Genomic DNA, 26,142 nt, shown 5'->3' with positions numbered 1-26,142 from the left:
GGCCCCGGGGGCGGGGGGGGGGCGGCCGGGGCCCCCCTTGGTACCCCCCGGCCCCGCCCGGAGTGGGCACGGTCGGCCGCAGCCCTCAACCGCAACCAAAGAGGCAACCCGGTGACACCAAAAACCACGCTAACCATCGCCGGCTCAGACTCCGGCGCTGGCGCGGGCATCCAGGCGGACCTCAAGGTCTTCGCGGCGCTCGGCGCGTACGGCACGAGTGTCCTGACGGCGGTCACCGCGCAGAACACCCGGGGTGTCGACGCCGTCCTGCCGTTGCCGCCGCGCACGGTCGCGGAGCAGTTGGACAGCGTGCTCGCCGACTTCACGGTGGGCGCGGTCAAGACGGGGATGCTCGGCACCCCGGCCGTCGCCGACGTGGTGGCTCAGGCCGCCCGGGACGGCCGGCTGCCCCAGCTCGTCGTCGATCCGGTGCTGGTCGCGACGAGCGGCCACCGGCTGGGCGTGGTGGGCGCGGTGGAGCGGCTGCTTCCGTACGCCCGGGTGGCGACGCCGAACTGCGCGGAGGCCGCGGCCATCACCGGACGCGGAGTGGACGACGTGGCGGGGATGGTCGTGGCCGCCGAGGCCCTCGCGGCCGGCGGCCCGGAGTACGTGGTGGTCACCGGCGGCGATGTCGCTGGGGACGAGGCGGTCGACGTGCTGTGCGGCGCTGGCGTCACCACTCTGCTGCGCGGGCCCCGGGTGGATACCCGGCACACCCACGGCACCGGCTGCTCGTTCTCGGCGGCGATCGCCGTGCGGCTGGCGCTGGGCGATCCGGTGCCGACGGCGGTGCAGGTCGCCAAGGAGTACGTGTTCCGCGCGCTGACCGGCGGGCGGGGCTGGGAGCTGGGCACGGGGCGCGGGCCGCTGGATCACTTCGGCTGGTCCGCCTGATCACCAGGGAGGTTGTCATGCAGGCACGAGGCAAGGTGTACGTCGAGGGGTCGCGGCCGGATGTGCGGGTGCCGTTCGCGGAGGTGACGTTGACCGGTGACCATCCGCCGGTACGGCTCTACGACACGTCCGGCCCGGGGTCGGACCCGGCGGTGGGGTTGCCGGCGCTGCGTGGTCCGTGGATCGCCGAGCGCGGTGACGTGGCCCCGGTGCGGGGCGCGGGCACGCCGCTGGCCGGTGTGGACGGTCGCCGGCCCACGCAGTTCGCGTACGCGCGGGCGGGTGTGGTGACGCCGGAGATGGAGTTCGTGGCGATCCGGGAGAACGTCGACCCGGAGCTGGTCCGGACCGAGATCGCCGCCGGTCGGGCGGTGCTGCCGCTGAACGTGAACCACCCGGAGTGTGAGCCGGCGATCATCGGTAAGGCATTCCTGGTCAAGGTGAACGCCAACATCGGCACGTCGGCGGTCAGTTCGTCGGTGGCCGAGGAGGTGGAGAAGCTGACCTGGGCGACCCGGTGGGGCGCGGACACCGTGATGGACCTGTCCACGGGCAAGCGGATCCACGAGACCCGTGAGGCGATCGTGCGCAACTCCCCGGTGCCGATCGGGACGGTGCCGATCTACCAGGCGTTGGAGAAGGTCGGCGGCGACCCGGTGAAGTTGAGCTGGGAGGTGTTCGCCGAGACCGTCATCGAGCAGGCCGAGCAGGGCGTGGACTACATGACGGTGCACGCCGGGGTGCTGCTGCCGTACGTGCCGCTGGCCGTGGACCGGGTGACCGGGATTGTGTCGCGCGGCGGTTCGATCATGGCGGCCTGGTGCCTGGCGCACCACGAGGAGAACTTCCTGTACACCAACTTCGCGGAGCTGTGCGCGATCCTCGCGCGCTACGACGTGACGTTCTCGCTCGGTGACGGGCTGCGGCCCGGTTCGATCGCGGACGCCAACGACGAGGCGCAGTTCGCCGAGCTGCGCACCCTCGGTGAGCTGACGAAGGTCGCCTGGGAGCATGACGTGCAGGTGATGATCGAGGGCCCGGGTCACGTGCCCATGCACAAGATCAAGGAGAACGTGGACCTCCAGCAGGAGTGGTGCCACGAAGCCCCGTTCTACACGCTCGGGCCGCTGACCACCGACATCGCCCCGGCGTACGACCACATCACCTCGGCGATCGGCGCGGCGATGATCGGCATGTTCGGGACCGCCATGCTCTGCTACGTCACCCCGAAGGAGCACCTGGGCCTGCCGGACCGCGACGACGTGAAGGCCGGCGTGATCGCGTACAAGATCGCCGCCCATGCTGCCGACCTCGCCAAGGGGCACCCCGGCGCGCAGGCGTGGGACGACGCGCTGTCGAAGGCGCGGTTCGAGTTCCGCTGGGAGGACCAGTTCAACCTCTCGCTGGACCCGGAGACCGCGCGCTCGTACCACGACGCGACGCTGCCGGCCGAGCCCGCGAAGACCGCCCACTTCTGCTCGATGTGCGGCCCGAAGTTCTGCTCCATGAAGATCACCCAGGAGCTGAAGGAGTACGCCGCCCGCGGCATGAAGGACAAGTCGGAGGAGTTCGTCTCCGGCGGCGGGAAGGTCTACCTGCCCCTGGCCTGACCGCCCGCCGCCGGCTCGGCCTGATCAACCCCTGGTTCCCTGAAGTCGGGGCGTCCGAGTGGCCGGAATGGCCCGGCTTCAAGGAACCCGGGGTCGATCATGCCGGCAACCCGGGTCGGTCATTCCCGGTGGTGGCGGCCGGTGGAACGCAGCGAGCGACGGCCGTTCTCCTGCTCGGGCTCGTTGTCGGTGACCGGCTTGCTGAGGCCGGCGACCCAGTCAACGAACTCCTCGTCCTGCGAGGGCAGCGGCTCCGCCGCATCGGGCGCGGGTCGGCTCTCCTCGTCGGCCCGCACCCGGTTACGCCGGAACAGGCCGCCGAGCCGCCCTCGCCGGGAGGACCGCCCGTCGTCCGTTGACGTCCGAGCGGGGTCGTTCGCCGGCTCGGCACTGCCGGCGGTGGTGGACGCGTCGCCCTGCTCCGGTACGACCGGAGTGATCGACGGCGGCACGATGGACCTCGCCAGGGCGGCCATCGCGCTGGCGTGGTCGGCCCGGCCGGTCGTACCGGGGGTCTGGTCCGGCGTGCTGGCGGCTGGTCCGGTGGTGCCGGCGGGCGATGCGCCCCCCTCGGCCGCGCCGGTGCTCAGGTCCGGCGTACCGGTGCTCTGATCCGATGCTCTGGCGCGGCGGGTGGTGTCGAAGGCGTCCCAGCTGGGCACCCGGCTCAGGTCGGGCAGGGGTGCCCGGTGCCGGAAGCGGGGCGTCCAGTCGGTCGACTCCTCGGCGCTCGCGGCCGCATCCGCGGTCGACGGTTCCGGGTCGGCCGACGCCGTGGTCCACGACGGGGTGGCCGACCAGGCCGGGGCTGCCGGCGTCCACCGGTCGGCCCCCGCGTCGCCGGCAGTGGGCTCGCCGAACAGCGAAGCGCCGGTGCCACCCTTGGGTTCGGTGCGGCGGCCCGCCCCGGGTTCCGTGACCGGCGTGGAGTCTCCGGCGGTTTCGGTGGGCAGGCCCGCACCCTCTGCGATGGCCCGGGGTTCCGCACCGGCAGTCCGTGCCGCTTCGCCGGGCTCGGCGCCTTCACCCTCCGGCGAGGGGCGCGACGCGTCCTGGCCGAGCGGCTGGTCGGCGCCTGCCACGTCGGCGCCCTTGCCGGCGCGGGTCGTCCGCTTGGCGCGTCCGCCGGTCGTCCCCTCGGTGCTCGCCTCGGTGGGCGCCGGTCCGGCGGTGGCCGTCGCGCTGGTGTTCGTCCCGGTGGCTGCTGCCGTGCCGTCCTCGGCCGCGGTCGTCGAGGTGGCGGCCGGGGTGGACTTCGGCTTGCGCGAGCGACGCGGCTTGGGAGCGGACGCGTCGGCGGCGCTGTCCGCGTCGGCCCCGCCGTCCGCGCTCGTCGTGCCGGCGGCCTCCACGATCTGCGGACCCGCGCTCGGCGTCGCGGTTACGTCCACGACCTTCGGACCCGCGCTGTGCGTGCCGGCCACGTCCACGACCTGCGGGCCGGTGCTCGGCGTGCCGGCGTTGGCCACGACCTGCGGATCCGTGCTCGGCGTGCCGGTCACGTCCACGACCTTTGGATCCGTGCTCTGCGTGCCGGCTTTGGCCGCGACCGGCTCGCCGGTGTCGCCCGCGCTCGCCGTGCCCGCGCTGCCCGTTGCCCGCGTGCCCGCCCTGCGGGCGGCCGGAGTCACGGTGGTGCCCGCGGCCGGAGTGACGGTGCTGCCCGCGACCGGAGTGACGCTCTCGCTGGAGCCGTCTGCGGCGAGCGGGGCCTCCGTGGTGAGCGGAGCACCGGTGGCGAGCGGGGCTCCGGCGATCGTGGTGCTGTCGCTGGCCAGCTCGTTGCGACCGGCCCGGTCGGTGCCCGGCTTGTCCCGGCCGGTCGTCGCGCTGTCGCCGCCCGCGTCGGGCGTCGGGCTGACGGGTGCCGTCGCGGGTGTGGGGGACGCCGCAGCGGTACGGGCCGGGTCGGCGGCACCGCCGGTCGTGTCCTCGTCGCGGCTCGACGGCTGCCGCCCGGCGGTGAACTCGCCGGTCGGGTCGGTCAGCCAGGAGGCGCGGGCCGGTGTGCGGTCGTGCCGTCCGCCGGTGGCGAACGGGTCCGGAGTCGCGCCGTCCGCTGCCGACCCGGCGGCGTCGGACCGCTGGCGGGGGCCGGCGGGTCGAGGGGTCTCGCCCGGGCGCGTCGCGTCGGCGGGGATCGGGCCGTACTGGCCGCTCGCCGTGGCCGACGGCCAGTCCCAGTGGGCGGGGACGGTGCGTACACCGGTGGTGTCGTCACCGGCACGCGGAGCCGGCGCCGTCTCGACCAGCTGTCCGCCGGCGTGCCCGGGGTGGTCCTCGGCCTGGTCCGTCGACGTCGCCGGCTCACTACCCGGCAGCGTCGGGCCGGTGGGCAGCGGACGCAGGATGTCGGTGGGCGCGATCGCCTCGGAACCGGCGGCGCGGACGCCGCCGGGCCAGCGCAGCAGGGCGGCCGCCGCGGCCCCGAGGGCACCGGCGAGGACGGCGATCAGCGCGCCGTAGTAGGGGGTCGTCTGGTAGCGGTCGACGGCGTCGCCGGGGCCGGCGGCCAGGTAGGCGAACGCCACCAGCACCGGACCCGCCACGCCGGTCGCCGCGCTGATCAGCGGGATCTGGCCGCGCCACCGGGCCAGTCCGGCCGTCGCCGCGCCCGCGAGCAGCGCTACCAGGGGCAGCACGAGCAGCGCCAGGCGCTGCGCGGCGGCGTCGTTGAGCCAGTTCGGTTCGAGTACGCCGAGTCGGACCGTGGGCAGCGGGCCGGCCGTGCCGAGCGACGGTAGAACGGAGACCAGCGCCAGCAGCCAGATCGTCCCGGCAACGGCCGCCATGTTCCAGCCCAGCTCCGGCCGGAGCAGTACGGCGATGGCCGCGCCCGCTCCGATGACCGCGCCGAGGATGGCGCAGATGCCGACCGCCCAGACCGGGTCCACCGAGATCAACTCGGCGGCTCGGGCGGGCTGCATGCAGAGCGGGGCGACGGCGGTGGCGCCGAGCGCGGCAGCGCCACCGATGGCCAGGTGCCGGCCGGTGCTGGCCGGCGGGGTGTCCCGGCGGGCCAGTCGTCCGGTCAGGACCGCGCCGGCCACGGCGGCGTTCGCGGCGAACCAGCCCACCCAGACGAGCTGGGCCGGCCACTGGTTGACCGTCGAGCCGGTGAAGGCGCCGGTGAGCCGGACGATGCCGAAGCCGTACGCGACGCCGAGTTGGCCGGCTCCGGCCAGCACACTCACCCCGAGCGCAGTGAGCAGCAGTCTGCCCCAGGTCCGATAGGCCATGTCGGGCACGTTACGCACCTGGTACACCCGATCGCCACCGGCGCGCCGCGCGACGCGCCGGGGCACGCCGGGCGGGTCTACTTGAGTTCGACCAGTCGGGCCAGGTATGTCGTGTCCCCGACATTGGTGAGCATGTGTACCGCGCCGGGGTCGCGGTACACGACACCGCCGGTGGGCTCGTCGGCGTCGATCCGGGTCCCGTCGATCGTCTGCACGACGTTCTTCGCGCCCTGGATCGCCACCACCAGGTAGGGGTGGTCGTGCCGGTGCAGGGGCTGGCGCTCACCCGGTTCGAGCCGGATGTGCCAGACCCGGACCCGGTCGTTCTCGTACACGACCTCCTGGCCCACGGGCCCGAGTTCGGTGCCGTCGATCACGTCGGTCATCGTCCACCGTCCAGTTGGGGAAGCACCTCGGCGGCGATCAGCTCGAGGTGGTCGAGGTCGTCGAGGTCGGTGAGGCGCAGGTGCACCCGGCTCGCGCCGATCTCGGCGAACTCGCCGATCCGCTGCACCAGCTGTGCCGGCGACCCGACCACCGGGTCCTCCGGTGGCAGCGCGCTCTTCTCGTGCAGGGGCGCGGCCCGTCGGGCGGCCTCCGCGTCGGTACGCCCGATGGCCACCACGATGCCGGCGGAGAGCACCAGCGGCGCTCGCCCGGTCTCGGCCCGACCGGTACGGTCGCACGCCTCCCGTACGCGGTCGTACGCCCCGGCGGTCTCGGCCACGGACTTGAACGGCATGTTGAACTCGTCGGCGTACCGGGCGGCCAGCTCGGGGGTCCGCTTGGGGCCGCGTCCGCCCACGATGATCGGTGGACCGGGTACCTGCGCCGGCTTGGGCAGCGCGGGCGCGTCCACCAGCCGGTAGTGGTCACCGGTGAAGCTGTACGTCTCGCCCACCGGGGTGGACCACAGCCCGGTGATCACCTCAAGCTGCTCGGCCAGCCGGTCGAAGCGCTCCCCGACGGCCGGGAAAGGGATGCCGTACGACGTGTGCTCGCGCTGGTACCAGCCGGCGCCGATGCCGAGGTCGACCCGGCCGCCGCTCATCTGGTCGACCTGCGCGACGAGCACGGCGAGGGGGCCGGGCAGGCGGAAGGTGGCCGACGTCACCAGGGTGCCGAGCCGGATCCGTTCGGTCTCCCGGGCCAGCGCGGCGAGGGTCAGCCAGGCGTCCGTCGGGCCGGGCAGGCCGGGGTCGTCGCCCATCGACTGGTAGTGGTCGGCCCGCAGGAATCCCTCGAAGCCACCGGCCTCGGCCAGTCGGGCGAACCGGAGCTGGATGTCGTAGTCGGCACCCCGGTGCGGCTCGGTGAACACCGACACCCGCATGGTCATCGTCCCTCCGCGCCGGCCGTGGCCGGCTGGTCGCGTTCCATCAACAGTTCGTGCAGGTCGGCGCTGACCCGGGCGACGTCGGCGAGGTGGGCGTTGCGGCCCAGGGTGCGCGGTCGGGGAATGGCCACCTCGACCACCTTGCGGATCCGGCCGGGGCGGGGGCTCAGCACGATCACCCGGTCGGCGAGCAGCACCGCCTCGTCGATCGAGTGGGTGACGAAGACGATGGTGGGCTTGTTCTCCATGTGCACGCGCTGGAGTTCGCCGGACAGCTCCTCGCGGGTGAGCGCGTCGAGCGCGGAGAACGGCTCGTCCATCAGCATCACCCGGGGTTCGCCGATGAGCGACCGGCACAGCGACACCCGCTGCTGCATGCCGCCGGAGAGTTCGTGCGGTAGCCGCTTCTCGAACCCGGCCAGGCCGGCCACGTCGAGTAGTTGCCGGGCCCGCTCGCGGTGCTTGGCGCGACTCCAGCCGAAGATCTCCACCGGCAGCAGGACGTTGTCCAGCACGCTGCGCCAGGGCAGCAGCGCCGGCTTCTGGAACAGCATGGCGATGTCGCGGCGGGGTCGGGTGATCGGCGTACCGGCCACGGTGATCTCGCCGGAGGTCAGCGGAAGCAGCCCGGCGATCAGCCGCAGCAGGGTGGACTTGCCGCAGCCCGAGCGCCCGAGGACGGCGACGAACTCGCCCTCGGCGACGTCGAGGTCGATGCCGCGTAGGGCTTCGACCTGGCCGGACCGGCCTTCGAAGGTACGCGACACCCCGGACAGTCGGATCATCTGCGGCGGACCTCCGCTGAGTGGACGGTCAGGAATCCGACAAAGGCTAGCCGCCCTGTTGACATGTCGCACCGTCCGGGGTCGTCGTCAGGTTGTTTCCGATCCGCAACCCGGTACGCCTGGCGTCGCAACTGTGGGTTTCTCGTACGCTGTGCCCGCGAAGAGTCCCCTCACGATGGCGGTGCCCGGCTTGCCCCTCCCGCCGGTACCGCCGCGACAACCCCCTCCGGTGGCCTGCGGCCCCGGTCGGAAAGGACATGGTGCTACTGATGAGAAGGCTGACCCGTACGGTCGTTACGGCCGCGCTGGCCACCGCCCTCGCCCTCGTCTCCGCCTGCAGCAGCGGGTCGGACTCGTCCGACGACGCCAAGGGTGGCAAAGACGGAGCACTGGAGAAGGTGACCTACCTCACCTCCTTCGGCAACTTCGGCCGTGACTCCTACGCCTGGGTGGCGAAGGACAAGGGCTTCTTCAAGGAGGCCGGCTTCGACGTCGAGATCAAGGCCGGCCAGGGCACCGGCGGCGTGATCCAGACGGTCGTCGGCGGCCAGGCGGACTTCGGGCCGATCGACCTCACCGGTGGTCTGCTCCAGCTCGGCAACGGTCAGGCGAAGGACTTCACCGCCGTGGCCGCGATCCAGCAGCGCACGATGGCGGGCATCGCCACCGTCGAGGGCAAGAACATCAACTCGCCCAAGGACCTGGAGGGCAAGAAGCTCGCCGACACCCCCGGTTCCGTGGTGCGCAACCTGTTCCCGACGTACGCCCGGCTCGCCGGTGTGGACGCCAGCAAGGTGACCTGGGTCAACGGTGAGGCGCAGGCGCTGATCGGCACGCTGGCCTCCGGCTCGGTGGACGGCATCGGCCAGTTCGTCGTCGGTCAGCCGACGATCGAGGCGGTCTCCAAGAAGAAGGCCGTCATGCTGCCGTACAGCAACGTGATGCAGGACCTCTACGGCAACGTGCTGATCACCTCCAGCAAGACCGCCAAGGAGAAGCCCGAGATGGTGAAGCGGTTCACCGCGGCGCTGCTCAAGGGCCTCGAGTACAGCCTGGCGAACTCCAAGGAGGCCGGCGAGATCCTGAAGAAGAACGTCGACGCCGCCAACCCGGTGGCCGCCGCCGCCGAGCTGGACCTGATGGCCGCGTACGTGCGCTCCGGCAACTCCGGCACCGCGATCGGCACGCTGGACAGCGGCCGGGTGGCGAAGAGCATCGCGATCCTGCAGGGCGCGGGCGCGCTCAAGCAGAACATCACCCCCGAGCAGATCATCGACTTCAGCCTCGCGCCGAAGGCCTGATCGTCCGGTCGTCACCAGGGGGTACGTTCCACCGGTCTCCGGTGGGGCGTACCCCCGTCGCTTGTCGGCCCTCGGGGCCGGTGAATCTTGTCGGCCCTTGCGGGGCTGGCGAACAACGAGGAGGTCAAGATGACCGACGTCCGCTCTGCCGAGCCGGCGGTGACGGTGCCCGCACCCTCGGGCGCCGACCGCCCGGCGCGTCGGGCGGGTCGGGGCGCCGGCCTGCGCGCGGGGACCGGGGCGGCGCTGCTGCCCGCGGCCGGTCTCGTGGTCGCCCTGGCCGTGTGGTGGCTGGTCGCCCGGCTGGAGCTGGTCCACCCGGCCGCCCTGCCGCCGCCGGGGGACGTGCTCAGCGCGTTCGTCGACAAGCCCGCCCAGATGCTGGAGCACACCTGGGCCACCCTGCTGGAGATCCTGATCGGGTTCGTCCTGTCGGCCGCCGCCGGTGTCCTGATCGGACTCTCCCTGGCCAGCTCCCACACGGTCGAGCGGATGTTCACGCCGCTGCTGGTCGCGGTCAACGCCGTGCCGAAGATCACTCTGGGCCCGCTGCTGGTGGTGGCGCTGGGCTGGGGGCAGAAGCCGATCCTGACCATGGTGTTCCTGCTCTGCTTCTTCCCCATCGTGCTGTCCACCGCGACGGGGTTGACCACCACGCCGGCCGACCTGGCCGAGCTGGTCCGGTCGTGGAACGCCTCCCGTTGGCAGGCGTTCCGCAAGGTGCGGTTCCCGGCGGCGCTGCCGCAGATCTTCGTCGGGCTCAAGGTGGCCATGCCGTTGGCGGCCATCGGCGCGGTGATCGGCGAGTTCCAGGCCGGGGAGAAGGGCCTGGGCTATGTGATCACCCAGTACGCGGGCGTCGGCGACACCGCCACCGCCTGGGCGGCGATCATGCTGGTGGCCCTGGTCAGCATCCTGCTCTACTCCGCGCTCGTGCTCGTCGAGCGGATCGCGCTGCCCTGGGTACGAGAAACCACCAGCAGCCGCTGACCCCGTCCGACACGCCAAAGGCAGGTGGCACGCGTAGATCTTGGACAGTTTTCGTTATCAGCTAACGGAAACTGTCCAAGATTGCCGGCAATGGCGGGTGCAGCGGCACGCCGCCGTGGTGGGAGGCGTGTCAACGCGGATCTTCGACGATCGGTCTGCGGAACGGTCCCCATCCCACGAACCGGTCGTACAGGGCGCGAGGGCTCGGCCCGTCGTGCGGGTTGAGGTGGTAGAAGTCGCGCATCGCCTCGTACAGCAGCCCGGCCAGGTAGATCGACAGGCTCGGCAGCTTGTTCTCGTACTCGGCTTTGAGCATGAGTCGCGCGGTCGCGCACGGCCACGGTTGACCGTCGGCGCGGCATGCCCAATGTGGGCGTAGCGGCGTGTGCGGTGGGGCCTGGCCGTGCCGGCGCGGGCGGTCCGCGACCGGACCGCGCTCGGGGACGGAAACCTGCGCGGAGATCATTCCTGACCCCCGTTCGCCCGGAACTCCTGGGCCAGGGTCAGGCGACCCACCCGACCGACCTCGTCAACCCGGAACGCTTCGGTGTGCGCCGTGACCCAGGCCGGAAGCCGCGGCGCAGCCTTCGGGACCGGTTTGCCGCGCCAGAACGTGAAGCGCACGATGCCTCCTTCGCGCTGTCGTCTTGGGAAGGGGCCGCCCCGTAAGTGCTCGCCGGACAGGGCGGCCCCGGTACGAACGCGTCCGCCGGGTTCGGGCCCTCCACCGGACGCGCCGTCTAGAAGGCACTTTGCCGACTGTTGCGCGACGAACACACTGCGTAGCACTATCTCCTTTAGACGTTCACGACGTTTCGGGGAGGTGGCGGATGAACCACGCCGTAATCGAGGCCATGTCTGCCACGGGCGAGACAGCAGACAGCCTCGCAGCTCAGATCGGCGTCGACCCCAAGACCGCCGCCAAGTGGGCGAACCCGGGGAGCATCCCGCAGACCCGCCACCGCGCGAAGGTTGCCGCGCTACTCGGTCGCGAAGAAACAGAGCTCTGGCCGGACGTTTTGAAACGTCGGGAACCTTCGTGGTTTCGGCCATGGGTCGACATCGAGCGGGAGGCGATCGCGCTGCGAAGCTTCGAGCTGGCATGGGTGCCCGGACTCCTGCAAACCGAGGCGTATGCGCGGGCAACGCTGGCGATGGAGTCGTTGACGGAGGAGGAGGTCGGCGAGCAGGCGGCGGCTCGGGTGCACCGGCAAACGATCCTCCATCGCTCTCGGCCGCCCCTGATCGTCGCGGTCATAGACGAGGCGGTCCTCCGGCGGCGGGTGGGGCGCGATGGTGCGCTGATGCGCGAACAGTGCGAGTACATCGCTAAGTGCGCTGAGCTGACGCATGTTCAGGTGCACGTCGTTCCGGCCGCGACACCGATGTACCTCGGGATGGGCGGCCCGTTCGTCATGGCCGAGATGCTCGACGGCACGCAGCTCGCCCACCAGGACGGTCAGGTGAGGGCACAGATAATCGAGGATACGGCGGAAATTGCTACCCTGGGCCGCAGGTGGGCGCGCATAGTTGGCTACGCCCTACCCCGGGCCCTTTCACTCGACCTGATCAGGAAAGCGGCAGCATCATGGACATGACCGGCGCGCAGTGGCGCAAGAGCACCAAGAGCGGCAGCAACGGCGGGAACTGCGTCGAGGTCGCCGACAATCTTCCCGGCGTCGTTCTCGTCCGTGACACCAAGGACCGCGACGGCGCAACTCTGACCTTCGGGCCCTCGCAGTGGCAGGGCTTCGTCGACCTGGCGAAGGCTATCGGCCCCGTCTCCTGACTCAGCACCACACGAAGGCCCTCGATTCGTGGGCTTTCGGCATGCCCTGGTCACGAATGCTCGTGCGGGAACGGGATCACCCTCGCCGTCGGCTACGCGGCGCTCGCCGACCCGGCCCAACTCGTACTCCTTTTGAATTGCGAGAGCCGGCCTCCCGAGGAGGCCGGCTCTTTCGCTGACGGTGACACGAAAGGGGTGGTGGCCTACCGTGCCCGGCGCAGGGATCAAGCCTGACCGCCCGGAGCCGGGCACGGTAGGCCACCACCCCCAACCTGGAGACGAGCTATCCCGCCAACCGCCAGCGGCCGTTGCGCGCGACGAGCGTGGTGAGCGCCTGCGGCATGAGCCCCGAGTGGTTGTCGGGCGTCATGCGGATCGGGCCGGAGAGGCCGTCGATCTGGGACGTCTCCAACACGTCCCGGATGCCGTCCCGGTCGACCTTCCCCGCCGGGCCGCCGGCCCGCAGTTCGGCGTCGGCGATCAACTGGATCGCGTCGGCGGCGAAGGAGGAGGAGCCGTTGTAGCCGCCGAAGCGGGCCGTGTAGTCCTGGAACCACTGCCGCCGGGCCGCCTTCGCCGGCGTGGTGGCGATCACGTCGTCGATGACCATGGTCTGGGTGAAGACCATCGTGGCCTTCTCGGTGGCCCGGGCCGCCGCGCCGAGGAAGAGGTCACCGGCCGCTCCCGCGTCGAAGAAGAGCGACCCACGGAACGAGGCCTGCTGGGCGCTGGTCGCGGCGAGCGCGGCCTGCTCCGGCGGGGTCCAGACGACCAGCGCGTCGGGCTTGAGCTTGACGAGCTTGCCGACCTGCTGGCCGACCTCGGTGTCGGTGTTCTTCACCGATTCCTCGCCGGCCACCTTGATGGTGGTCTTGCCCAGTTCGCGGCGCAGCGCGAGGACACCCTCGCGGCCGTAGTCGTCGTTACTGGCGAGCAGGGCGACCTTGCGGACGTTCTTGCGACGCAGTTCGGTGGTGAGCGCGGAGGCGCTGTCGGCCGCGTTCGGGCCCAGCTTGAACACGTAGCGCCGGTCGGCGACCGGGCTCGAGATCGCCCCCGAAGCGGCCAGCGCAATGGTGGGAATCCGCTTCTCGTTGATGACGCCGACCGCGCCGACCGCGCATTCGCTACAACCGCCCATGACGATCGCGCTGACCCGGGAATCGCTGCTGAAGTCCGCGATGTTCCGCAGTGACTCGGCAGCGTCGGAACGGTTGTCCTTGATCCTAAGGTCGATCTTCCGGCCGTTCAGTGCTCCGGAGGAGTTCACCTGGTCTCTCTTGAGTTCCAGTGCGCGCTGGTATGCCCGGCCCATTGGTGCCGCGGCACCGGAGAGCTCGAGGTCGGCGGCGATCACGATCGGACTCGTGTCCTGCTCCGCTTCGCCGAACTGGCAGCCGGTGAGCGTGGTGGCCACGAGGGCCGATGCGAGCGCCGCGATGGTCGCGGAGCGGATGGGGCTCAACTCAGTCCTCCAGGTGCGGGCGCGGGCGCTGCCCGGTCACCGCCGCTAATCCGTCCTCAGTGGAGGACGGGATCTCCTCTGCCGTACGGTGTGTGCGCGAAGCCTGCAAAACCTTGCCAATGGCCGGCGCTGTGGTCAAGCGCGGACCCCGGTTGCATTTTCGGGACGGTCATCCCACATGCTGGGGTAACGCAATGTTTGCAAAACCTCACTTTGCATGCACGCGTGACCACTCTGGAGTTACATGCCCTGATCAGGGGCTTGCGGAAATGAAGGTATCAGTTGACCGGATCAAGGGTTCCGCGCCGTCCGACCGTTTCCTACCTCACTGCGGCTTCCCAAACACGATCTTCTCTGATGAAATCGCGGCCGTGCCGCGCGTGGTCCCCTCCGCTCCCGGCACGGCTCGGCGGGTCAGGCGGGGAAGAAACGACGGAGGCGATGTCGTGAGCACCGGACCGACGACCCTGCCCGCGATTGGCGGCGATACCGGGCGTACGCGCCGGCGCATGCCGAGGCTGCGGGACGCCCGGATCCGGTCCAAACTGGCGCTGATCCTGGTCGTTCCGGTGGCTGCGGTGATCGCGCTCGCCACCGTCCGGCTCATCTCGATCGGCGAGGGCGCCTACGACGCCACCCGGGCCCGGTCGCTCACCGCGCTCGCTATCGACGTCAGCGCGCTGACCCAGGATCTGCAGGCCGAGCGGATGGCGGCGGCGGCCTACCTGGCCACTCCGCAGCAGCCGGCCGACGCGTACAACCTGCGGGTACGCCAGACGCAGCAGCGGGTGGACGAGTACCGCGCCGAGCGGAACCGGATCGGCGAGGTGCCGGCGGCGGTGCGGGACCGGCTGGCAGCGATCGACGACCACCTGGCCACCCTGGACGGCACCCGCCAGGAGGTGCTGGACCGCCGGCAGATGGCGGTCGCCGAGGCGGTTCTGCGCTACGGCGTCATCCTCACCGACCTGATCAGCTACGGCGACGGGCTGGCCCAGCTACCCGGCGACGAGAGCCTGGCGGACAGCCGCCGCGCGGTCGCCGCCTTCGCCCGCGCCAAGGCGTCCGTCGCCGAGGAGGAGGCGGTCGCCTTCACCGCGCTGACCGCCGGCCAGCTCGACCCGGAGCAGTTCTCGTCCTTCGTGGCCACGCTGACCAGCCAGCAGGAGGCGCTGGTCTCCTTCTCGCTCGCCGCCGACCCCGTGCAGCGGGCCCTGGTCGACAGCACCGTCTCCGGTGACGCCGTCGGCCTCTCCGACCGGGTCGCCACCGACATCACCCGCTCCGTCGGGCAGCGCGCCCTGGTGAGCGCGCAGGACGCCACCGCGGCCATCGGCGCGGTCAACGACCTGATGCGTTGGGCCGAGATCCAACTGCAGGACCGGCTGCTCGCCCAGGCCGACGAGGCACGCTCGGACGTCATCCGGCAGGCCGTGGTCGAGTCGATCCTGGTGCTGCTCACCCTGATCATCGCCGTGTCGCTGGCCGTGGTGCTGGCCCGGTCGCTGAACCACTCGCTGCGCCGCCTGCGCGAGGGCGCGCTCTCGGTGGCCAACCACGACCTGCCGGACGCCGTGCAGCGACTGCAGAACATGGGCAGCGTCGGCGACGGCGGTGTGGACGAGATCGTCCGGCAGGTCCGGGACCCGATCCAGCTCAACAGCCGCGACGAGGTCGGCCAGGTGGCGTCGGCCTTCAACGTCGTCCACCGGGAGGCGGTACGGGTCGCGGCCGAACAGGCCGCGCTGCGCACCAGCGTCTCGGCGATGTTCCTCAACCTGGCCCGCCGTAGTCAGACCCTGGTCGACCGGATGATCGGCGAGCTGGACGCGATCGAGCGTGGCGAGGAGGACCCGAAGCGGCTGGCCCAGCTCTTCGAGTTGGACCACCTGGCTACCCGAATGCGCCGCAACGACGAGAACCTGCTGGTCCTGGCCGGCGCGGACTCGGTCGTACCGCGCCGCGAGGACGCGCTCGTCGTCGACGTGCTGCGCGCCGCCCAGTCCGAGGTCGAGCTGTACAACCGCATCGAGTTCGGCACCGTCGACACCGACATCTCGGTGGCCGCGCACGCGGTCAACGACGTCGTACGCCTCGTCGCCGAACTGCTCGACAACGCCACCCGGTTCTCGCCGCCGAACACGACGGTCGTCGCCGACGGTCGCCGCATCCGCGACTATGTGCTGATCCAGATCGAGGATCGTGGGCTCGGCCTCACCGACGAGCAGCTCGACTCGCTCAACCGTCGGCTGGCCGCCCCGCCGAGCGTGGACGTCGCAGCCTTCCGGCTGATGGGTCTGGCCGTGGTGAGCCGCCTCGCGTCCCGCTACGGCATCCGGGTGGAGCTGCGCCGCAACGTCGAGGGCGGCACGGTCGCCCAGGTGACGCTGCCCGCCGCCACCGTGATCCTGCCCAGCAGCCGGGGACGCGAGCAGGCGCTCCCCCGTCCGCGTCAGCCGATGGCCGTCGAGCAGACGCCGCTCACCCCGGTCGGCCACGCCGAGTCGTACGCCGGCGCGACCACCTCGGCGGCCACGCTGCCGGACCAGTGGCGGAGCAACGCCCCGGCACCCGCGCAGTGGCAGTCCCCACTCGACACGCGGGACACCACCCCGGCCGTGCAGGCCGGCGGATACACCGGTGCGCGTCCGACGGTGCCGCCCGCCGCCGCGCCGGCCGCTCCGGCGCCGCCCGCGCGACCGTCGTACGGCAACGGCAACGGCACCTCGGCGGGCAGCCCCACCGTGGCGTACCCGACCATCGACGCGCTGCCCCGGCGGGGCTCGGCGGCCGACACCACGGACGCCCGGAGCGCGCCGGTGCTGCCGGTCGGTCCGGTCGCCGGGCCGGGCGCGGTCGCACCGCCGGCGCCGCCCGCGGTGCCGCTCCCGCCCGTGCAGCCCGCCGCTCCGGTCGCGCCGCCGACGCCGCCCGCGCCGGTCAGCACCCGGCCGGAGTTTCCCGCCGAAGCGCCGATCTTCCGGGAGATGGAGGCGGTCTGGTTCCGGTCGCACGGTGACGACGCCACCGCGATCTTCACCCGGCCGCAGTTCGACACGCCGCCTCCGCCCGCCGACACCGGCCAGCGGGTGACCAACCGTGGCCCGTCGAGCACCGCGACCGCGCCGGCCCGACCGCCGCTGCCCACCCGGACCCCGGGCAGTTCCGAGGGCACCGGAGCGCAGAGCATGGGAAGCATGGACGGATTCGGCACCGCGAAGACCAGCGGTCGTACCGCCTCGACGCCGACGCCACCGCCGTCCTACGCCCCGCCGCCGGCCGCCCCGGCCGCCCCGGCCGCCCCAGCGGCCCCCGTCGCGGCTCCCGCGCCCGCCGCCGCGCCGCCGGCTCCGGACCCGGACGCCTGGCGGACGGCTGCCGACGAGGGGTGGACGCTGGCCAGCCGGGCCGCCGAGCCGGCCCCTGCCGGCACCACCCGCTCGGGTCTGCCGAAGCGGGTGCCGCAGGCGCAGCTCGTGCCGGGCGGTATCGAACCGAAGGCTGGTCGGGACCGCAGCCGGCGGACGCCCGACGAAGTACGCGGCCTGTTGTCGGCCTACCACCGTGGCGTGCAGCGCGGTAGGACGGCTGGTACGGACCTGAACAGCACCTCGACCAAGGAGAGCCGATGAACAGGCCAGCTGCCATGCAGGACATGGGTTGGCTGCTCACCAACTTCGCCGACAGCGTGGCCGGTATCGCCCACGTGGTGGCGGTGTCCGCCGACGGGCGGCTGCTCGCGTCCTCCCGGGACCTGCCGGGGGACCGGGCCGACCAGCTCGCCGCGATCACCTCCGGCGTGGTGAGCCTGACCGAGGGCGCGGCCCGGATGTTCAGCGCGGGCGGTGTGTTGCAGACCGTCATCGAGATGGACAGCGGTTACCTGTTCCTCATGTCGATCAGCGACGGTTCGTCGATGGCCGTGCTGGCCGCGCGGAGCTGCGACGTGGGCCAGGTGGGCTACGAGATGGCGCTGCTGGTGGAACGGGTGGGCGCCGCTCTGGTGCCGCTGCCCCGCGACGCGGTGCGTTCGTAGCGCCACAGTCCGGCGCGCGGACCGCGCGCCGGAGCAGGGAGGGGAGGCGGTCTGTACCGGCTCCGCGGGAGACGAGGAGGTGATCGGGGATGGACCAACGACGCGTTGACCCGCGTGGCGCGTTGGTACGTCCGTACGCGGTCACCCGTGGTCGTACCGAGCCCCGGCAGGACATCGCCCTCGAGGCGGTCCTCACCTCCTCTCCCACCCAGGTTGCCGAGTCCCGTTTCGCGGGGCACGACAAGCACCGAATCGCCACGGTCTGCGAGGGCCGTGCACAGTCGCTGGCGGAGATCGCCGCGTACACCCGGATGCCGCTGGGCGTCGCCCGGGTGCTGGTCGCCGACATGGTGGCCGAGAGCCTGCTGACGTTACACGCTGCTGCTCCCGCCGAGGGGTTCGAGGAGCGGATGGAACTGCTTGGAAGGGTGCTAAGTGGACTTCGCAGGCTATGACCCCGCTGGGGGGCGGCAGCCGAGCCGGGGAATCGTCTCCGCGAAGATCGTCGTCGCGGGCGGTTTCGGCGTCGGTAAGACGACCCTGGTCGGCTCGATCTCCGAGATCACGCCGTTGACGACCGAGGCGGTGATGACCGCGGCCGGCGTCGGCATCGACGACCCGTCGAAGGTGCCCGGCAAGGAGACCACTACGGTCGCCATGGACTTCGGCCGTATCACCATGGCCCAGGACCTGATCCTGTACCTGTTCGGTACGCCGGGTCAGACCCGCTTCTGGTTCATGTGGGACGAGATCATCCGAGGGGCGGTGGGCGCCGCCGTCCTGGTGGACACCCGCCGGATCACGGACGCGTTCGCCCCGCTGGACTACTTCGAGAACCGGAACCTGCCGTACGTGGTGGCGCTGAACAACTTCGACGGTTCTCCCCAGTACGAGCTGGAGGAGATCCGCGAGGCGCTGGCCATCTCGCCGCAGGTGCCGCTGGTCATGACCGACGCCCGGCAGCGGGACTCGGTCAAGCAGGTGCTGGTGACGGTGGTCGAGCACGCCATGCTCCGCCTCCAGGCGGAGCACGGCCGGGGCTTCCCCACGCCGGTCGGCTGAACCGTACGGTCACGGCCGGCTGCACAACCGGCGGGTCACGGCCGGCTGGCGACAGCCGGCCGTGGCGCGTTTCAGTCGACCCGGAGCCGGTAGCCGCGCTTCACCACGGTCTGCACCACCCGGGGCGCGCGAAGACCGGCACGCAGCCGGGCCACCGCCATCTCCACGGCGTGCTCGTCCGCGCCCCGGGGCAGGGTCCGCAGCAGGGCGGTACGCGACAACACCCGGCCCGGGGACTGCGCCAGCGCCCGCAGCACCGCCATCGGCGCGGGGGCGAGGGGCCGCAGGTCGCCGTCGATCACCGCGGCGTGCCCGCGCAACGTGAGCAGGTGGCCGCCGGCCTTGAACGTCACGGTCCGGCGGGGCAGCTCGTCGACGATGGTGCGGACCAGGGCACCCAGCCGGGCGCGGCCGGGCGCGCTCACCGGCACACCGAGCCGGAGCAACGGCTCGGCGGTCACCGCGCCGACGCAACAGGCCAGCACATCGGCGCGGAACGCGGACACCACCGCGTCGGTACGGTCGCCGGCCGCCCGCAGCAGCGCCTCGACCGCCGGCGCGGAGGTGAACGTCACCGCGTCCACCAGCCGGCCGGCGATCAGGTCGATCAGCCGGTGCAGCGGAGCAGGATCCGTCGGTGGCGCCCAGCGGTAGACCGGCACCTCGATCACCGTGGCACCGGCCGCTTCTAGCGCGAGGGTGCACTCGGGCTGCCGCTCACCGTGTAGCTGCATGGCGATCACCTGCCCGGCCACCCCGCGCCGACGCAGGTGGTCGACCACCTCGTCGCAGCTCTCCGAAGCCGGTGACCACTGGTCGTGCAGGCCGGCCGCACGGATCGCGCCGCGCGCCTTGGGACCCCGGGCGACGACGTACGAGCTGGCGAGTACCGAACGCAGCGGCTCGGCCAGCCCCCAGCCCTCGGCCGCCTCCAGCCACCCGCGCATTCCGATGCCGGTGTTGGCCATCAGGATGTCGGGTGGCTGGTCGAGGCACGCGCGGGTCGCTTCGCGCAGTTCGCTGTCGTCGGACAGCGGCACGATCCGCAGCGCCGGGGCGAGCACCACGCGTGCGCCCCGGCGTTCGAGCAGCGCGGCCAATTCGTCGCGCCGCCGGTCGGCGGTCACCCCGATGGTGAAGCCGGCCAGTTCTTCCCGCATCAGTCCTCCTGTCGCAACCGCACTTCGACGATCCCGTCGTGGCAGCGCGTTTCGTGCCGGGCCACGGTCACCCCGGGCAGGTCGAGGCATTCGCCGGTGCGCAGGTCGTACACCTGCTTGTGCAGCGGCGACGCGACCGTCGGCACGCCGCCACGGCTGCCGACGATGCCCCGGGACAGCACGTACGCGCCGGTGACCGGGTCGCGGTTGTCGATCGCGAACAGCCCGTCCGCGGTGTGGAAGAGAGCCACCTGCACACCGTCGACCAGGGCGGCGACGCCGCGCTCCGGTTCCAGCCGGTCGAGGCGGCAGACCGCCGTCCAGGCGTGTGTGGTCATCGTGATGCTCATCGCCGTACCTCCGGAAGGCCGAGCGTGACGGGACGGCGGCCGTGGCCGTCGGATGGGGTGCCGCCGCGAGCCGGCACCGGCTGGCCACGCTCCACGGCGAAGGTGATCGACGGGTCGGGCACGTCGGGGGCGTTGACGAAGGAGGTGTAGCGGCGCAACCGCTCCGGATCGTCCAGCACGTCGCGCCACTCGTCCGAGTACGACGTCACGTGCCGTGCCATGGCCGCGTCGAGGTCGGCGCAGATGCCGAGCGAGTCGTCCACGATCACGGCCCGCAGGTGGTCCAGGCCGCCGTCCATGGCCTCGATCCAGCCGGCCGTGCGTTGCAGCCGGTCGGCGGTGCGGATGTAATAGATGAGGAAGCGGTCGATGAGCGTGACCAGTTCGTCTGTTGACAGATCAGTGGCGAACAGGTCGGCGTGCCGGGGCCGGAAGCCGCCGTTGCCGCCGACGTAGAGGTTCCAGCCGGTCTCGGTGGCAATGATGCCGAAGTCCTTGCTACGCGCCTCGGCGCACTCGCGGGCGCAGCCGGAGACCGCCGACTTGAGCTTGTGCGGGGCGCGCAGCCCGCGATAGCGCAGCTCCAGCGCCACGGCCAACCCCACCGAGTCCTGTACGCCGTACCGGCACCAGGTCTCGCCGACGCAGGACTTCACCGTGCGCAGCGCCTTGCCGTACGCGTGGCCGGACTCGAAGCCGGCGTCGACCAGGCGTCGCCAGATCTGCGGTAGCTGTTCCACCCGCGCCCCGAACAGGTCGATCCGCTGCCCACCGGTGATCTTCGTGTAGAGCTGGAAGTCCCGGGCCACCTCGCCGATCACGATCAGCTTCTCCGGGGTGATCTCGCCGCCGGGGATGCGGGGCACCACCGAGTAACTGCCGTCGCGCTGCAGGTTGGCCAGGAAGTGATCGTTGGTGTCCTGCAACGACGCCTGCTCGCCGTCGAGCACGTGCCCGTTGCCCAGCGAGGCGAGGATCGAGGCCACCACCGGCTTGCAGATGTCGCAGCCGCGTCCCCGGCCGTGCTCGGCGACCAGCCGGGAGAAGGTGCGGATGCCGCGTACGCGCACGATCTCGAACAGCTCGCGGCGGCTCACGTCGAAGTGCTCGCACAGCGCCGTGGACTGTGCCACCCCGGCCGCGTCGAGGAGCTGCTTGAGCATCGGCACGCAGGAGCCGCAGCTCGTGCCCGCCCTGGTGCACGCCTTCAGCGCCGGTACGTCCGAACAGCCACCGGCGATCGCGGCGTCCACGTCGCCCCGGGTCACCGCGTTGCAGGAGCAGACCTGCGCGGTGGCGGGCAGCGTCCCGGCGTCCGCGCCGCCGCCGTCGGGAGCGAGCAGGGCCAGCGGCGCGGCCGGCAGCGGGCCACCCACGCTGGCCCGCAGCGTCGGGTACGCGCTGGCGTCGCCCACCAGCACCCCACCGAGCAGGGTGTGCGCGTCGTCGGAGAGGACCAGCTTGGCGTACACGCGGGTGGCCGGGTCGGTGAACGTGACATCCAGGCAGCCCTCAGTGGTGCCGTGGGCGTCGCCGAACGACGCCACGTCCACCCCGAGCAGCTTCAGCTTCGTGGCGGTGTCCGCACCCGGGAACGTCGCCGCGCCGCCGACCAGCCGGTCGGCGACCACCTCGGCCGTCGCGTACCCCGGTGCCACCAGGCCGTGACAGGTGCCGTCGACCGCCGCGCACTCGCCGACGGCCCAGACCCGCTCGTCGGCCGTGCGGCAGGTCTCGTCGACCAGCACCCCACCGCGCGGACCCAACGGCAGGCCGGCGGCCCGCGCCAGCTCGTCGCGGGGCCGGATGCCGGCGGCCACCACGACCAGTTCGGCGTCGACCACCCGGCCGTCGGACAGCTCCAACGCGGCCACCGCGCCGTCGGCCCCCGCGCGGATCGCCGTGGTGGCGACCCCGAGGTGGGTACGCACACCCAGGTCCTGGACGTAGCGGCGCAGCATCGCGCCGCCGGCCTGGTCCACCTGCACCGGCATCAGCCGGGGCGCGAACTCGACCACGTCGGTGCTGAGGCCGAGCAGGCGCAGGGCGTTCGCCGCCTCCAGCCCGAGCAGCCCGCCGCCGATCACCGCGCCGACCCGCCGACCGGCGGCGTACGTCCGGATCGCCGCCAGGTCGTCGAGCGTCCGGTAGACGAAGACGCCGGGCAGGTCGGCCCCGGGCACCGGCGGCACGAACGGGTACGACCCGGTGGCCAGCACCAGCGCGTCGTAGTGGTAGTTGCCCTCAGCGGTGCTCACCACCTGCCGTTCCCGGTCGATGGCGGTGGCCGGCTCACCGAGGCGCAGCCGCACCCCGTCGTCCGGGGTGTGCACGTTCAGTTCCTCTTCGCTCACCCCGTCGAAGTACGCCGAGAGCCGCACCCGGTCGTACGCCGGACGCCTCTCCTCGGCCAGTACCGTGACCCGCCAGTGGCCCTGCGGGTCACGGGCGCGCAGTGCGTCGACGAAGCGTTGCCCCACCATGCCGTTGCCGACGACGACCAGGTCCGCGCCGCTCATCGCGTCACCTCCACCGATTCCGCTTCGGACAGCCAGTCGACGATGCCGCCGACCGCGTCGCGGCATCCGCCGCATCCCGTGCCGGCCCGGGTGCCCGCCACCACCGCGTCGACCGTCCGCGCGCCGGAGCGCCAGCAGCGCACCAGCGCGCCTTTGGTCACGGTGTTGCACTGGCAGACGACGGCCGCGTCCGGCATCAGCGCCGGTGACGCGCTCGGCGTCGAGACGGCCCCGCCGAGCGCCCGGCCGAGCAGGAGGGCCCGCCGGTCGGCCGGTACCGGGTGACCCCGGTCGAAGAGTTGGATCACCGTGCCGATCGCCGGGTTGTCGCCGAGCAGGATCGCGCCGATCAACCGCTCGTCACGGATGCGCAGCCGGGCGTACGTGCCCCGGGTCGGGTCGGTGAACGTCAGCTCCTCGCCCGGCGCGCCGCCGACCGCCTCGCCCATCGCGGCCAGGTCGATCCCGGCCGCCTTGAGCCGGGTCACCACCGGGCGGGGCCGGTACCGGGCGAGCGGGTCCGTGCCGGTCAACACGTCGGCGAGCACCCGTGCCTGGGCCCACGCGGGGGCGACCAGTCCGGTGAGCGTCCCGTCGTGTTGGGCGCAGTCGCCGAGCGCCGAGATGGACCGGTCGTTGGTGCGCAGCCGGTCGTCCACCACCACGCCGCGCCGCACGGTCAGCCCGGCGGCCTGCGCGAGGGCGGTGTCCGGGCGTACCCCGCAGGAGAGCACCAGCAGGTCGGCGGGCAGCGACCGGCCGTCGGCCAGGTCGAGTCGGACGCCGCTGTCGTCCGCCGCGACCCCGGTGGCGGGCACTCCGAGCTGGATGGTGACGCCGAGCCCGGCGAGCGTACCGGCCAGCACCGTGCCGGCCGCCGGATCGAGCTGCCGTTCCATGAGGTGGTTGGTCGGGTGCACCACGGTGGTGGCCAGCCCTCGCGTGGCCAGGCCCCGGGCGGCCTCCAACCCGAGCAGCCCGCCGCCGAGCACGATCGCGGAGCGTGCGTCGCGCGCCACGGCCAGGATGCGGCGGCAGTCGTCCAGGGTGCGGAAGGGGACGACCCGCCGGGGCAGGTCGGCCGGGTCGAGGCCGGGCAGGGGCGGCACCACCGCCCGCGCGCCGGTGGCCAGCACCAGGTGGTCGTAGGCGATCCGTTCGCCGTCAGCTGTGCGGACCTCACGGGCCGACCGGTCCACGGCGGCGACCGTCACGCCCGAGCGCAGGTCGATGCCGTGCCCGGCGGCCTCGGTCAGCTCCACGTCCGGTTCGTCGATGCGGCCAGCCAGCAGCGTGGACAGCATGATCCGGTTGTACGCGCGGTGCGGTTCCGCCCCGAGGACGGTGACCTTGCGCTCGTCCCCGCGGGCGTGCAGCTCGGTCGCGAGCCGGGCGCCGGCCATGCCGTTGCCGACGATCACCACCCGGGCGGTCATGCCTTCTCCACCCGGACCGCGCAGATCTTGAACTCGGGCATCCCGGAGATCGGGTCCACCGCGTCGTTGGTCACCGAGTTGGCCCGCCCGGCGCCCGGCCAGTGGAACGGCGCGAAGACCGTGTCCGGCCGGATACCCGGGCTGAGCCGGGCCGGGGCGCGCAGCTCGCCCCGGCGGGACGTGACCCGCACCGGGTCGCCGTCGTCGATGCCCAACCGGGCGGCCAGGTCGGGGTGCAGCTCGACGAACGCCTCGGCCGCGGCGCGACGCAGCGCCGGTACGCGGCGGGTCTGCGTGCCGGACTGGTACTGGGCCAGCACCCGGCCGGTGGTGAAGTGCAGCGGATACGTGGCGCACACCTCCTCGGCGGCCGGCCGGTGGTCGACGGGGTGGAACCGGGCCCGGCCGTCCGGGGTGGCGAACCTGTCGGCGAAGAGTCGTGGCGTGTCCCGCCCGTCCGCGCTGGGACACGGCCAGTGGACGCCGTCGGCTTCGTCGATGCGCTCCCAGGTGATGCCGGCGTAGTCGGCGATGCCGCCCGCGGAGGCGCGGCGCAGCTCGCCGAAGACGGTGGCCGGGTCGGTCGGGAACCGCGCCGCCGCCGTCTCGGCGTCGCCCAACCGTCCCGCCAGGTCGGCGAGGATGGCCAGGTCGGTGCGGACGTCCGGCGGCGGGGGGCGCAGCGCGCGCCGACGCAGCACCCGACCCTCCAGGTTGGTCATCGTGCCGTCCTCCTCGGCCCACTGCGCGGTGGGCAGCACCACGTCCGCCAGCGCCGCCGTCTCGGAGAGCAGCAGGTCGGCGACGACCAGCAGGTCGAGGTCGCGTAGCCGGCCCTCGATCCGGGCGGCCCGGGGAGCCGAGACCACCGGGTTGGAGCCGAACACCAGCAGCGCCCGGGGACCGTCGTCGGTGCCGAGCGAGTCGAGTAGTTGGTACGCCGGCACGCCGGGACCGGGCAGCTCGTCGGCCGGTACGCCCCAGACGCCCGCGACGTGTTCCCGGGCCGCCGGATCGTCGATCCTGCGGTAGCCGGGGAGCTGGTCGGCCTTCTGCCCGTGCTCCCGCCCGCCCTGACCGTTGCCCTGACCGGTGAGGCAGCCGTACCCGGAGCCCGGTCGGCCCGGCAGGCCCAGGGCGAGGGCCAGGTTGACGTACGCGGTGACGGTGTCGACGCCCTTGGCGTGCTGCTCGGCCCCGCGCGCGGTCAGAATGATCACCCGGCCGCCGGTGCCCAGCGCGCGGGCGGTCGCCTCGAGATCGGCCACCGGCACCCCGGAGAGCTGTTCCGCGCGGGCCGGCCACCAGGCGGCGACGCTGCGGCGGACCGCGTCGAAGCCGGTGGTGCGCTCGGCCACGTACGCATGGTCGACCCGGCCCTCGGTGAGCGCGATGTGCAGCAGCGCGTTGGCCACGGCGAGGTCGGTGCCGGGCAGCGGTTGCAGGTGCAGGTCGGCCTGGCGGGCGGTGGCGGTGACGCGCGGGTCGACGACGATGAGCTTCCCGCCGCGTTGGCGCTGCTCGGTGAGCCAGCGCACCAGCGGCGGCATGGTCTCCGCCGGATTGGCGCCGACCAGCAGCAGCGTGTCGGCCCGGCCCAGGTCGGACAGGGGGAACGGCAGTCCCCGGTCGATGCCGAAGGCGCGCATCCCGGCGGCGGCCGCCGAGGACATGCAGAACCGCCCGTTGTAGTCGATGTTGCGGGTACGCAGTGCGACCCGGGCGAACTTCCCCAGCGCGTACGCCTTCTCGTTGGTCAGCCCGCCGCCGCCGAAGACGGCGACCGCGTCCCGCCCGGAGCTGGCCTGGATGGCGCGTACGCCGGTGGCGACCCGGTCCAGCGCGACGTCCCAGGTCGTCGGGCGCAGCTCGCCGCTGACGGTGTCACGCACGAGCGGGCTGGTCAGCCGGTCCGGGTGGTCGAGCAGCTCGGCGGAGGTCCAGCCCTTCTGGCACAGCCCACCCCGGTTGGTCGGGAACTGGCGGGGGAGCACGCTCACCCCGGTGTCGTCCTCGCGCAGGGTCATGCCGCACTGGAGAGCGCAGTACGGGCAGTGCGTCGCCACCTCCCGGGGCGTACGCCCCGATCGAGTTGCCGGCCGCGCACCGTCTGTCATGTCGGCAAAGCGTGCCGCCGGGCAGTTTCCAGTCCGGGTCCCTTCTGTTT

Annotated in this window: 21 protein-coding genes and 1 pseudogene; 10 read left to right on the top strand and 12 right to left on the bottom strand. The window is 72.5% G+C overall.

Features of this window, described 5'->3' with window-relative positions; all coding sequences use genetic code 11:
• The first annotated feature begins 111 nt into the window (after nucleotides 1-111).
• Nucleotides 112-897, top strand: coding sequence for a bifunctional hydroxymethylpyrimidine kinase/phosphomethylpyrimidine kinase (gene thiD, locus ACLQ25_RS01870; protein WP_425728474.1), 786 nt, complete (start codon nucleotides 112-114; stop codon nucleotides 895-897).
• A 17-nt stretch (nucleotides 898-914) separates the two neighbouring features.
• A complete protein-coding gene (gene thiC, locus ACLQ25_RS01865) occupies nucleotides 915-2,507 on the top strand; it encodes a phosphomethylpyrimidine synthase ThiC (RefSeq protein WP_425728472.1) in 1,593 nt (530 codons plus the stop codon).
• 119 nt (nucleotides 2,508-2,626) lie between these two features.
• Here thiC and ACLQ25_RS01860 read toward each other — a convergent pair whose 3' ends face one another.
• From ACLQ25_RS01860 to ACLQ25_RS01845, 4 genes are all read right to left on the bottom strand, one after another.
• Entirely contained in the window at nucleotides 2,627-5,746 is a 3,120-nt protein-coding gene (locus tag ACLQ25_RS01860; RefSeq protein WP_425728470.1) for a hypothetical protein, read from the bottom strand.
• A gap of 77 nt (nucleotides 5,747-5,823) precedes the next feature.
• The gene (locus ACLQ25_RS01855) at nucleotides 5,824-6,132 is read right to left on the bottom strand and encodes a cupin (RefSeq protein ID WP_355050737.1); all 309 of its coding nucleotides are present in this window, start codon (nucleotides 6,130-6,132) and stop codon (nucleotides 5,824-5,826) included.
• Nucleotides 6,129-7,079 carry an LLM class F420-dependent oxidoreductase gene (locus tag ACLQ25_RS01850; protein WP_425728637.1) on the bottom strand — a complete coding sequence of 317 codons (951 nt, stop codon included), beginning with the start codon at nucleotides 7,077-7,079 and terminating at the stop codon, nucleotides 6,129-6,131. Before ACLQ25_RS01850 ends, ACLQ25_RS01855 begins: the two co-directional genes overlap by 4 nt.
• Before the next feature lie 2 nt (nucleotides 7,080-7,081).
• Entirely contained in the window at nucleotides 7,082-7,867 is a 786-nt protein-coding gene (locus ACLQ25_RS01845) for an ABC transporter ATP-binding protein (protein ID WP_357126451.1), read from the bottom strand.
• 269 nt (nucleotides 7,868-8,136) lie between these two features.
• On the opposite strand from ACLQ25_RS01845, the gene ACLQ25_RS01840 reads away from it, so the two are divergent.
• Nucleotides 8,137-9,168 (top strand): ABC transporter substrate-binding protein, encoded by a 1,032-nt coding sequence (locus tag ACLQ25_RS01840; protein ID WP_425728468.1) that lies wholly within the window; start codon nucleotides 8,137-8,139, stop codon nucleotides 9,166-9,168.
• Nucleotides 9,169-9,417: 249 nt separating this feature from the next.
• Nucleotides 9,418-10,158, top strand: a pseudogene (locus tag ACLQ25_RS01835) (ABC transporter permease); the annotation flags it as partial.
• Between the two features lie 130 nt (nucleotides 10,159-10,288).
• Here ACLQ25_RS01835 and ACLQ25_RS01830 read toward each other — a convergent pair.
• Nucleotides 10,289-10,624 carry a hypothetical protein gene (locus ACLQ25_RS01830; protein ID WP_425728466.1) on the bottom strand — a complete coding sequence of 112 codons (336 nt, stop codon included), beginning with the start codon at nucleotides 10,622-10,624 and terminating at the stop codon, nucleotides 10,289-10,291.
• Nucleotides 10,621-10,782: a hypothetical protein gene (locus ACLQ25_RS01825; protein WP_425728464.1), complete on the bottom strand. Its 162-nt coding sequence runs from the start codon at nucleotides 10,780-10,782 to the stop codon at nucleotides 10,621-10,623. Before ACLQ25_RS01825 ends, ACLQ25_RS01830 begins: the two co-directional genes overlap by 4 nt.
• 206 nt (nucleotides 10,783-10,988) lie before the next feature.
• On the opposite strand from ACLQ25_RS01825, the gene ACLQ25_RS01820 reads away from it, so the two are divergent.
• Both ACLQ25_RS01820 and ACLQ25_RS01815 read left to right on the top strand, forming a co-directional pair.
• Nucleotides 10,989-11,756: a DUF5753 domain-containing protein gene (locus ACLQ25_RS01820; protein ID WP_425728462.1), complete on the top strand. Its 768-nt coding sequence runs from the start codon at nucleotides 10,989-10,991 to the stop codon at nucleotides 11,754-11,756.
• Nucleotides 11,753-11,947 carry a DUF397 domain-containing protein gene (locus tag ACLQ25_RS01815; protein WP_425728460.1) on the top strand — a complete coding sequence of 65 codons (195 nt, stop codon included), beginning with the start codon at nucleotides 11,753-11,755 and terminating at the stop codon, nucleotides 11,945-11,947. Before ACLQ25_RS01820 ends, ACLQ25_RS01815 begins: the two co-directional genes overlap by 4 nt.
• A 283-nt stretch (nucleotides 11,948-12,230) precedes the next feature.
• Here ACLQ25_RS01815 and ACLQ25_RS01810 read toward each other — a convergent pair whose 3' ends face one another.
• Nucleotides 12,231-13,412 (bottom strand): ABC transporter substrate-binding protein, encoded by a 1,182-nt coding sequence (locus tag ACLQ25_RS01810; RefSeq protein ID WP_425728458.1) that lies wholly within the window; start codon nucleotides 13,410-13,412, stop codon nucleotides 12,231-12,233.
• Between the two features lie 446 nt (nucleotides 13,413-13,858).
• Between ACLQ25_RS01810 and ACLQ25_RS01805 the strand changes: the two genes are divergently transcribed.
• The 4 genes from ACLQ25_RS01805 to ACLQ25_RS01790 all read left to right on the top strand — a co-directional run bounded on the left by ACLQ25_RS01805 (nucleotide 13,859) and on the right by ACLQ25_RS01790 (nucleotide 18,510).
• Complete coding sequence (locus tag ACLQ25_RS01805) at nucleotides 13,859-17,044, top strand: nitrate- and nitrite sensing domain-containing protein (protein ID WP_425728456.1); 3,186 nt, start codon at nucleotides 13,859-13,861, stop codon at nucleotides 17,042-17,044.
• Nucleotides 17,041-17,448: a roadblock/LC7 domain-containing protein gene (locus ACLQ25_RS01800; protein WP_425728454.1), complete on the top strand. Its 408-nt coding sequence runs from the start codon at nucleotides 17,041-17,043 to the stop codon at nucleotides 17,446-17,448. The genes ACLQ25_RS01805 and ACLQ25_RS01800 overlap by 4 nt, the downstream gene beginning before the upstream one ends.
• A gap of 89 nt (nucleotides 17,449-17,537) precedes the next feature.
• Nucleotides 17,538-17,903 carry a DUF742 domain-containing protein gene (locus ACLQ25_RS01795; RefSeq protein ID WP_425728452.1) on the top strand — a complete coding sequence of 122 codons (366 nt, stop codon included), beginning with the start codon at nucleotides 17,538-17,540 and terminating at the stop codon, nucleotides 17,901-17,903.
• Complete coding sequence (locus ACLQ25_RS01790) at nucleotides 17,884-18,510, top strand: GTP-binding protein (protein ID WP_396804657.1); 627 nt, start codon at nucleotides 17,884-17,886, stop codon at nucleotides 18,508-18,510. Before ACLQ25_RS01795 ends, ACLQ25_RS01790 begins: the two co-directional genes overlap by 20 nt.
• A 71-nt stretch (nucleotides 18,511-18,581) precedes the next feature.
• On the opposite strand, the gene ACLQ25_RS01785 is transcribed toward ACLQ25_RS01790, so the two are convergent.
• From ACLQ25_RS01785 to ACLQ25_RS01765, 5 genes are read right to left on the bottom strand one after another with little or no spacing between them, the layout of a single operon-like run.
• A complete protein-coding gene (locus tag ACLQ25_RS01785; RefSeq protein ID WP_425728450.1) occupies nucleotides 18,582-19,670 on the bottom strand; it encodes a uroporphyrinogen-III synthase in 1,089 nt (362 codons plus the stop codon).
• Complete coding sequence (nirD, locus tag ACLQ25_RS01780; RefSeq protein WP_425728448.1) at nucleotides 19,670-20,020, bottom strand: nitrite reductase small subunit NirD; 351 nt, start codon at nucleotides 20,018-20,020, stop codon at nucleotides 19,670-19,672. Before nirD ends, ACLQ25_RS01785 begins: the two co-directional genes overlap by 1 nt.
• The gene (gene nirB / locus ACLQ25_RS01775) at nucleotides 20,017-22,539 is read right to left on the bottom strand and encodes a nitrite reductase large subunit NirB (RefSeq protein ID WP_425728446.1); all 2,523 of its coding nucleotides are present in this window, start codon (nucleotides 22,537-22,539) and stop codon (nucleotides 20,017-20,019) included. The genes nirD and nirB overlap by 4 nt, the downstream gene beginning before the upstream one ends.
• Entirely contained in the window at nucleotides 22,536-23,975 is a 1,440-nt protein-coding gene (locus ACLQ25_RS01770; protein ID WP_425728445.1) for an FAD-dependent oxidoreductase, read from the bottom strand. The genes nirB and ACLQ25_RS01770 overlap by 4 nt, the downstream gene beginning before the upstream one ends.
• Nucleotides 23,972-26,092, bottom strand: coding sequence for a molybdopterin oxidoreductase family protein (locus ACLQ25_RS01765; RefSeq protein ID WP_425728444.1), 2,121 nt, complete (start codon nucleotides 26,090-26,092; stop codon nucleotides 23,972-23,974). Before ACLQ25_RS01765 ends, ACLQ25_RS01770 begins: the two co-directional genes overlap by 4 nt.
• Nucleotides 26,093-26,142: the final 50 nt, after the last annotated feature.

The organism is Micromonospora sp. DT44, from assembly GCF_049841635.1.
Lineage (GTDB): Bacteria > Actinomycetota > Actinomycetes > Mycobacteriales > Micromonosporaceae > Micromonospora.
The sequence above is the reverse complement of the archived record's forward strand: the minus strand, read 5'-3'. Positions and strand labels throughout refer to the sequence as shown.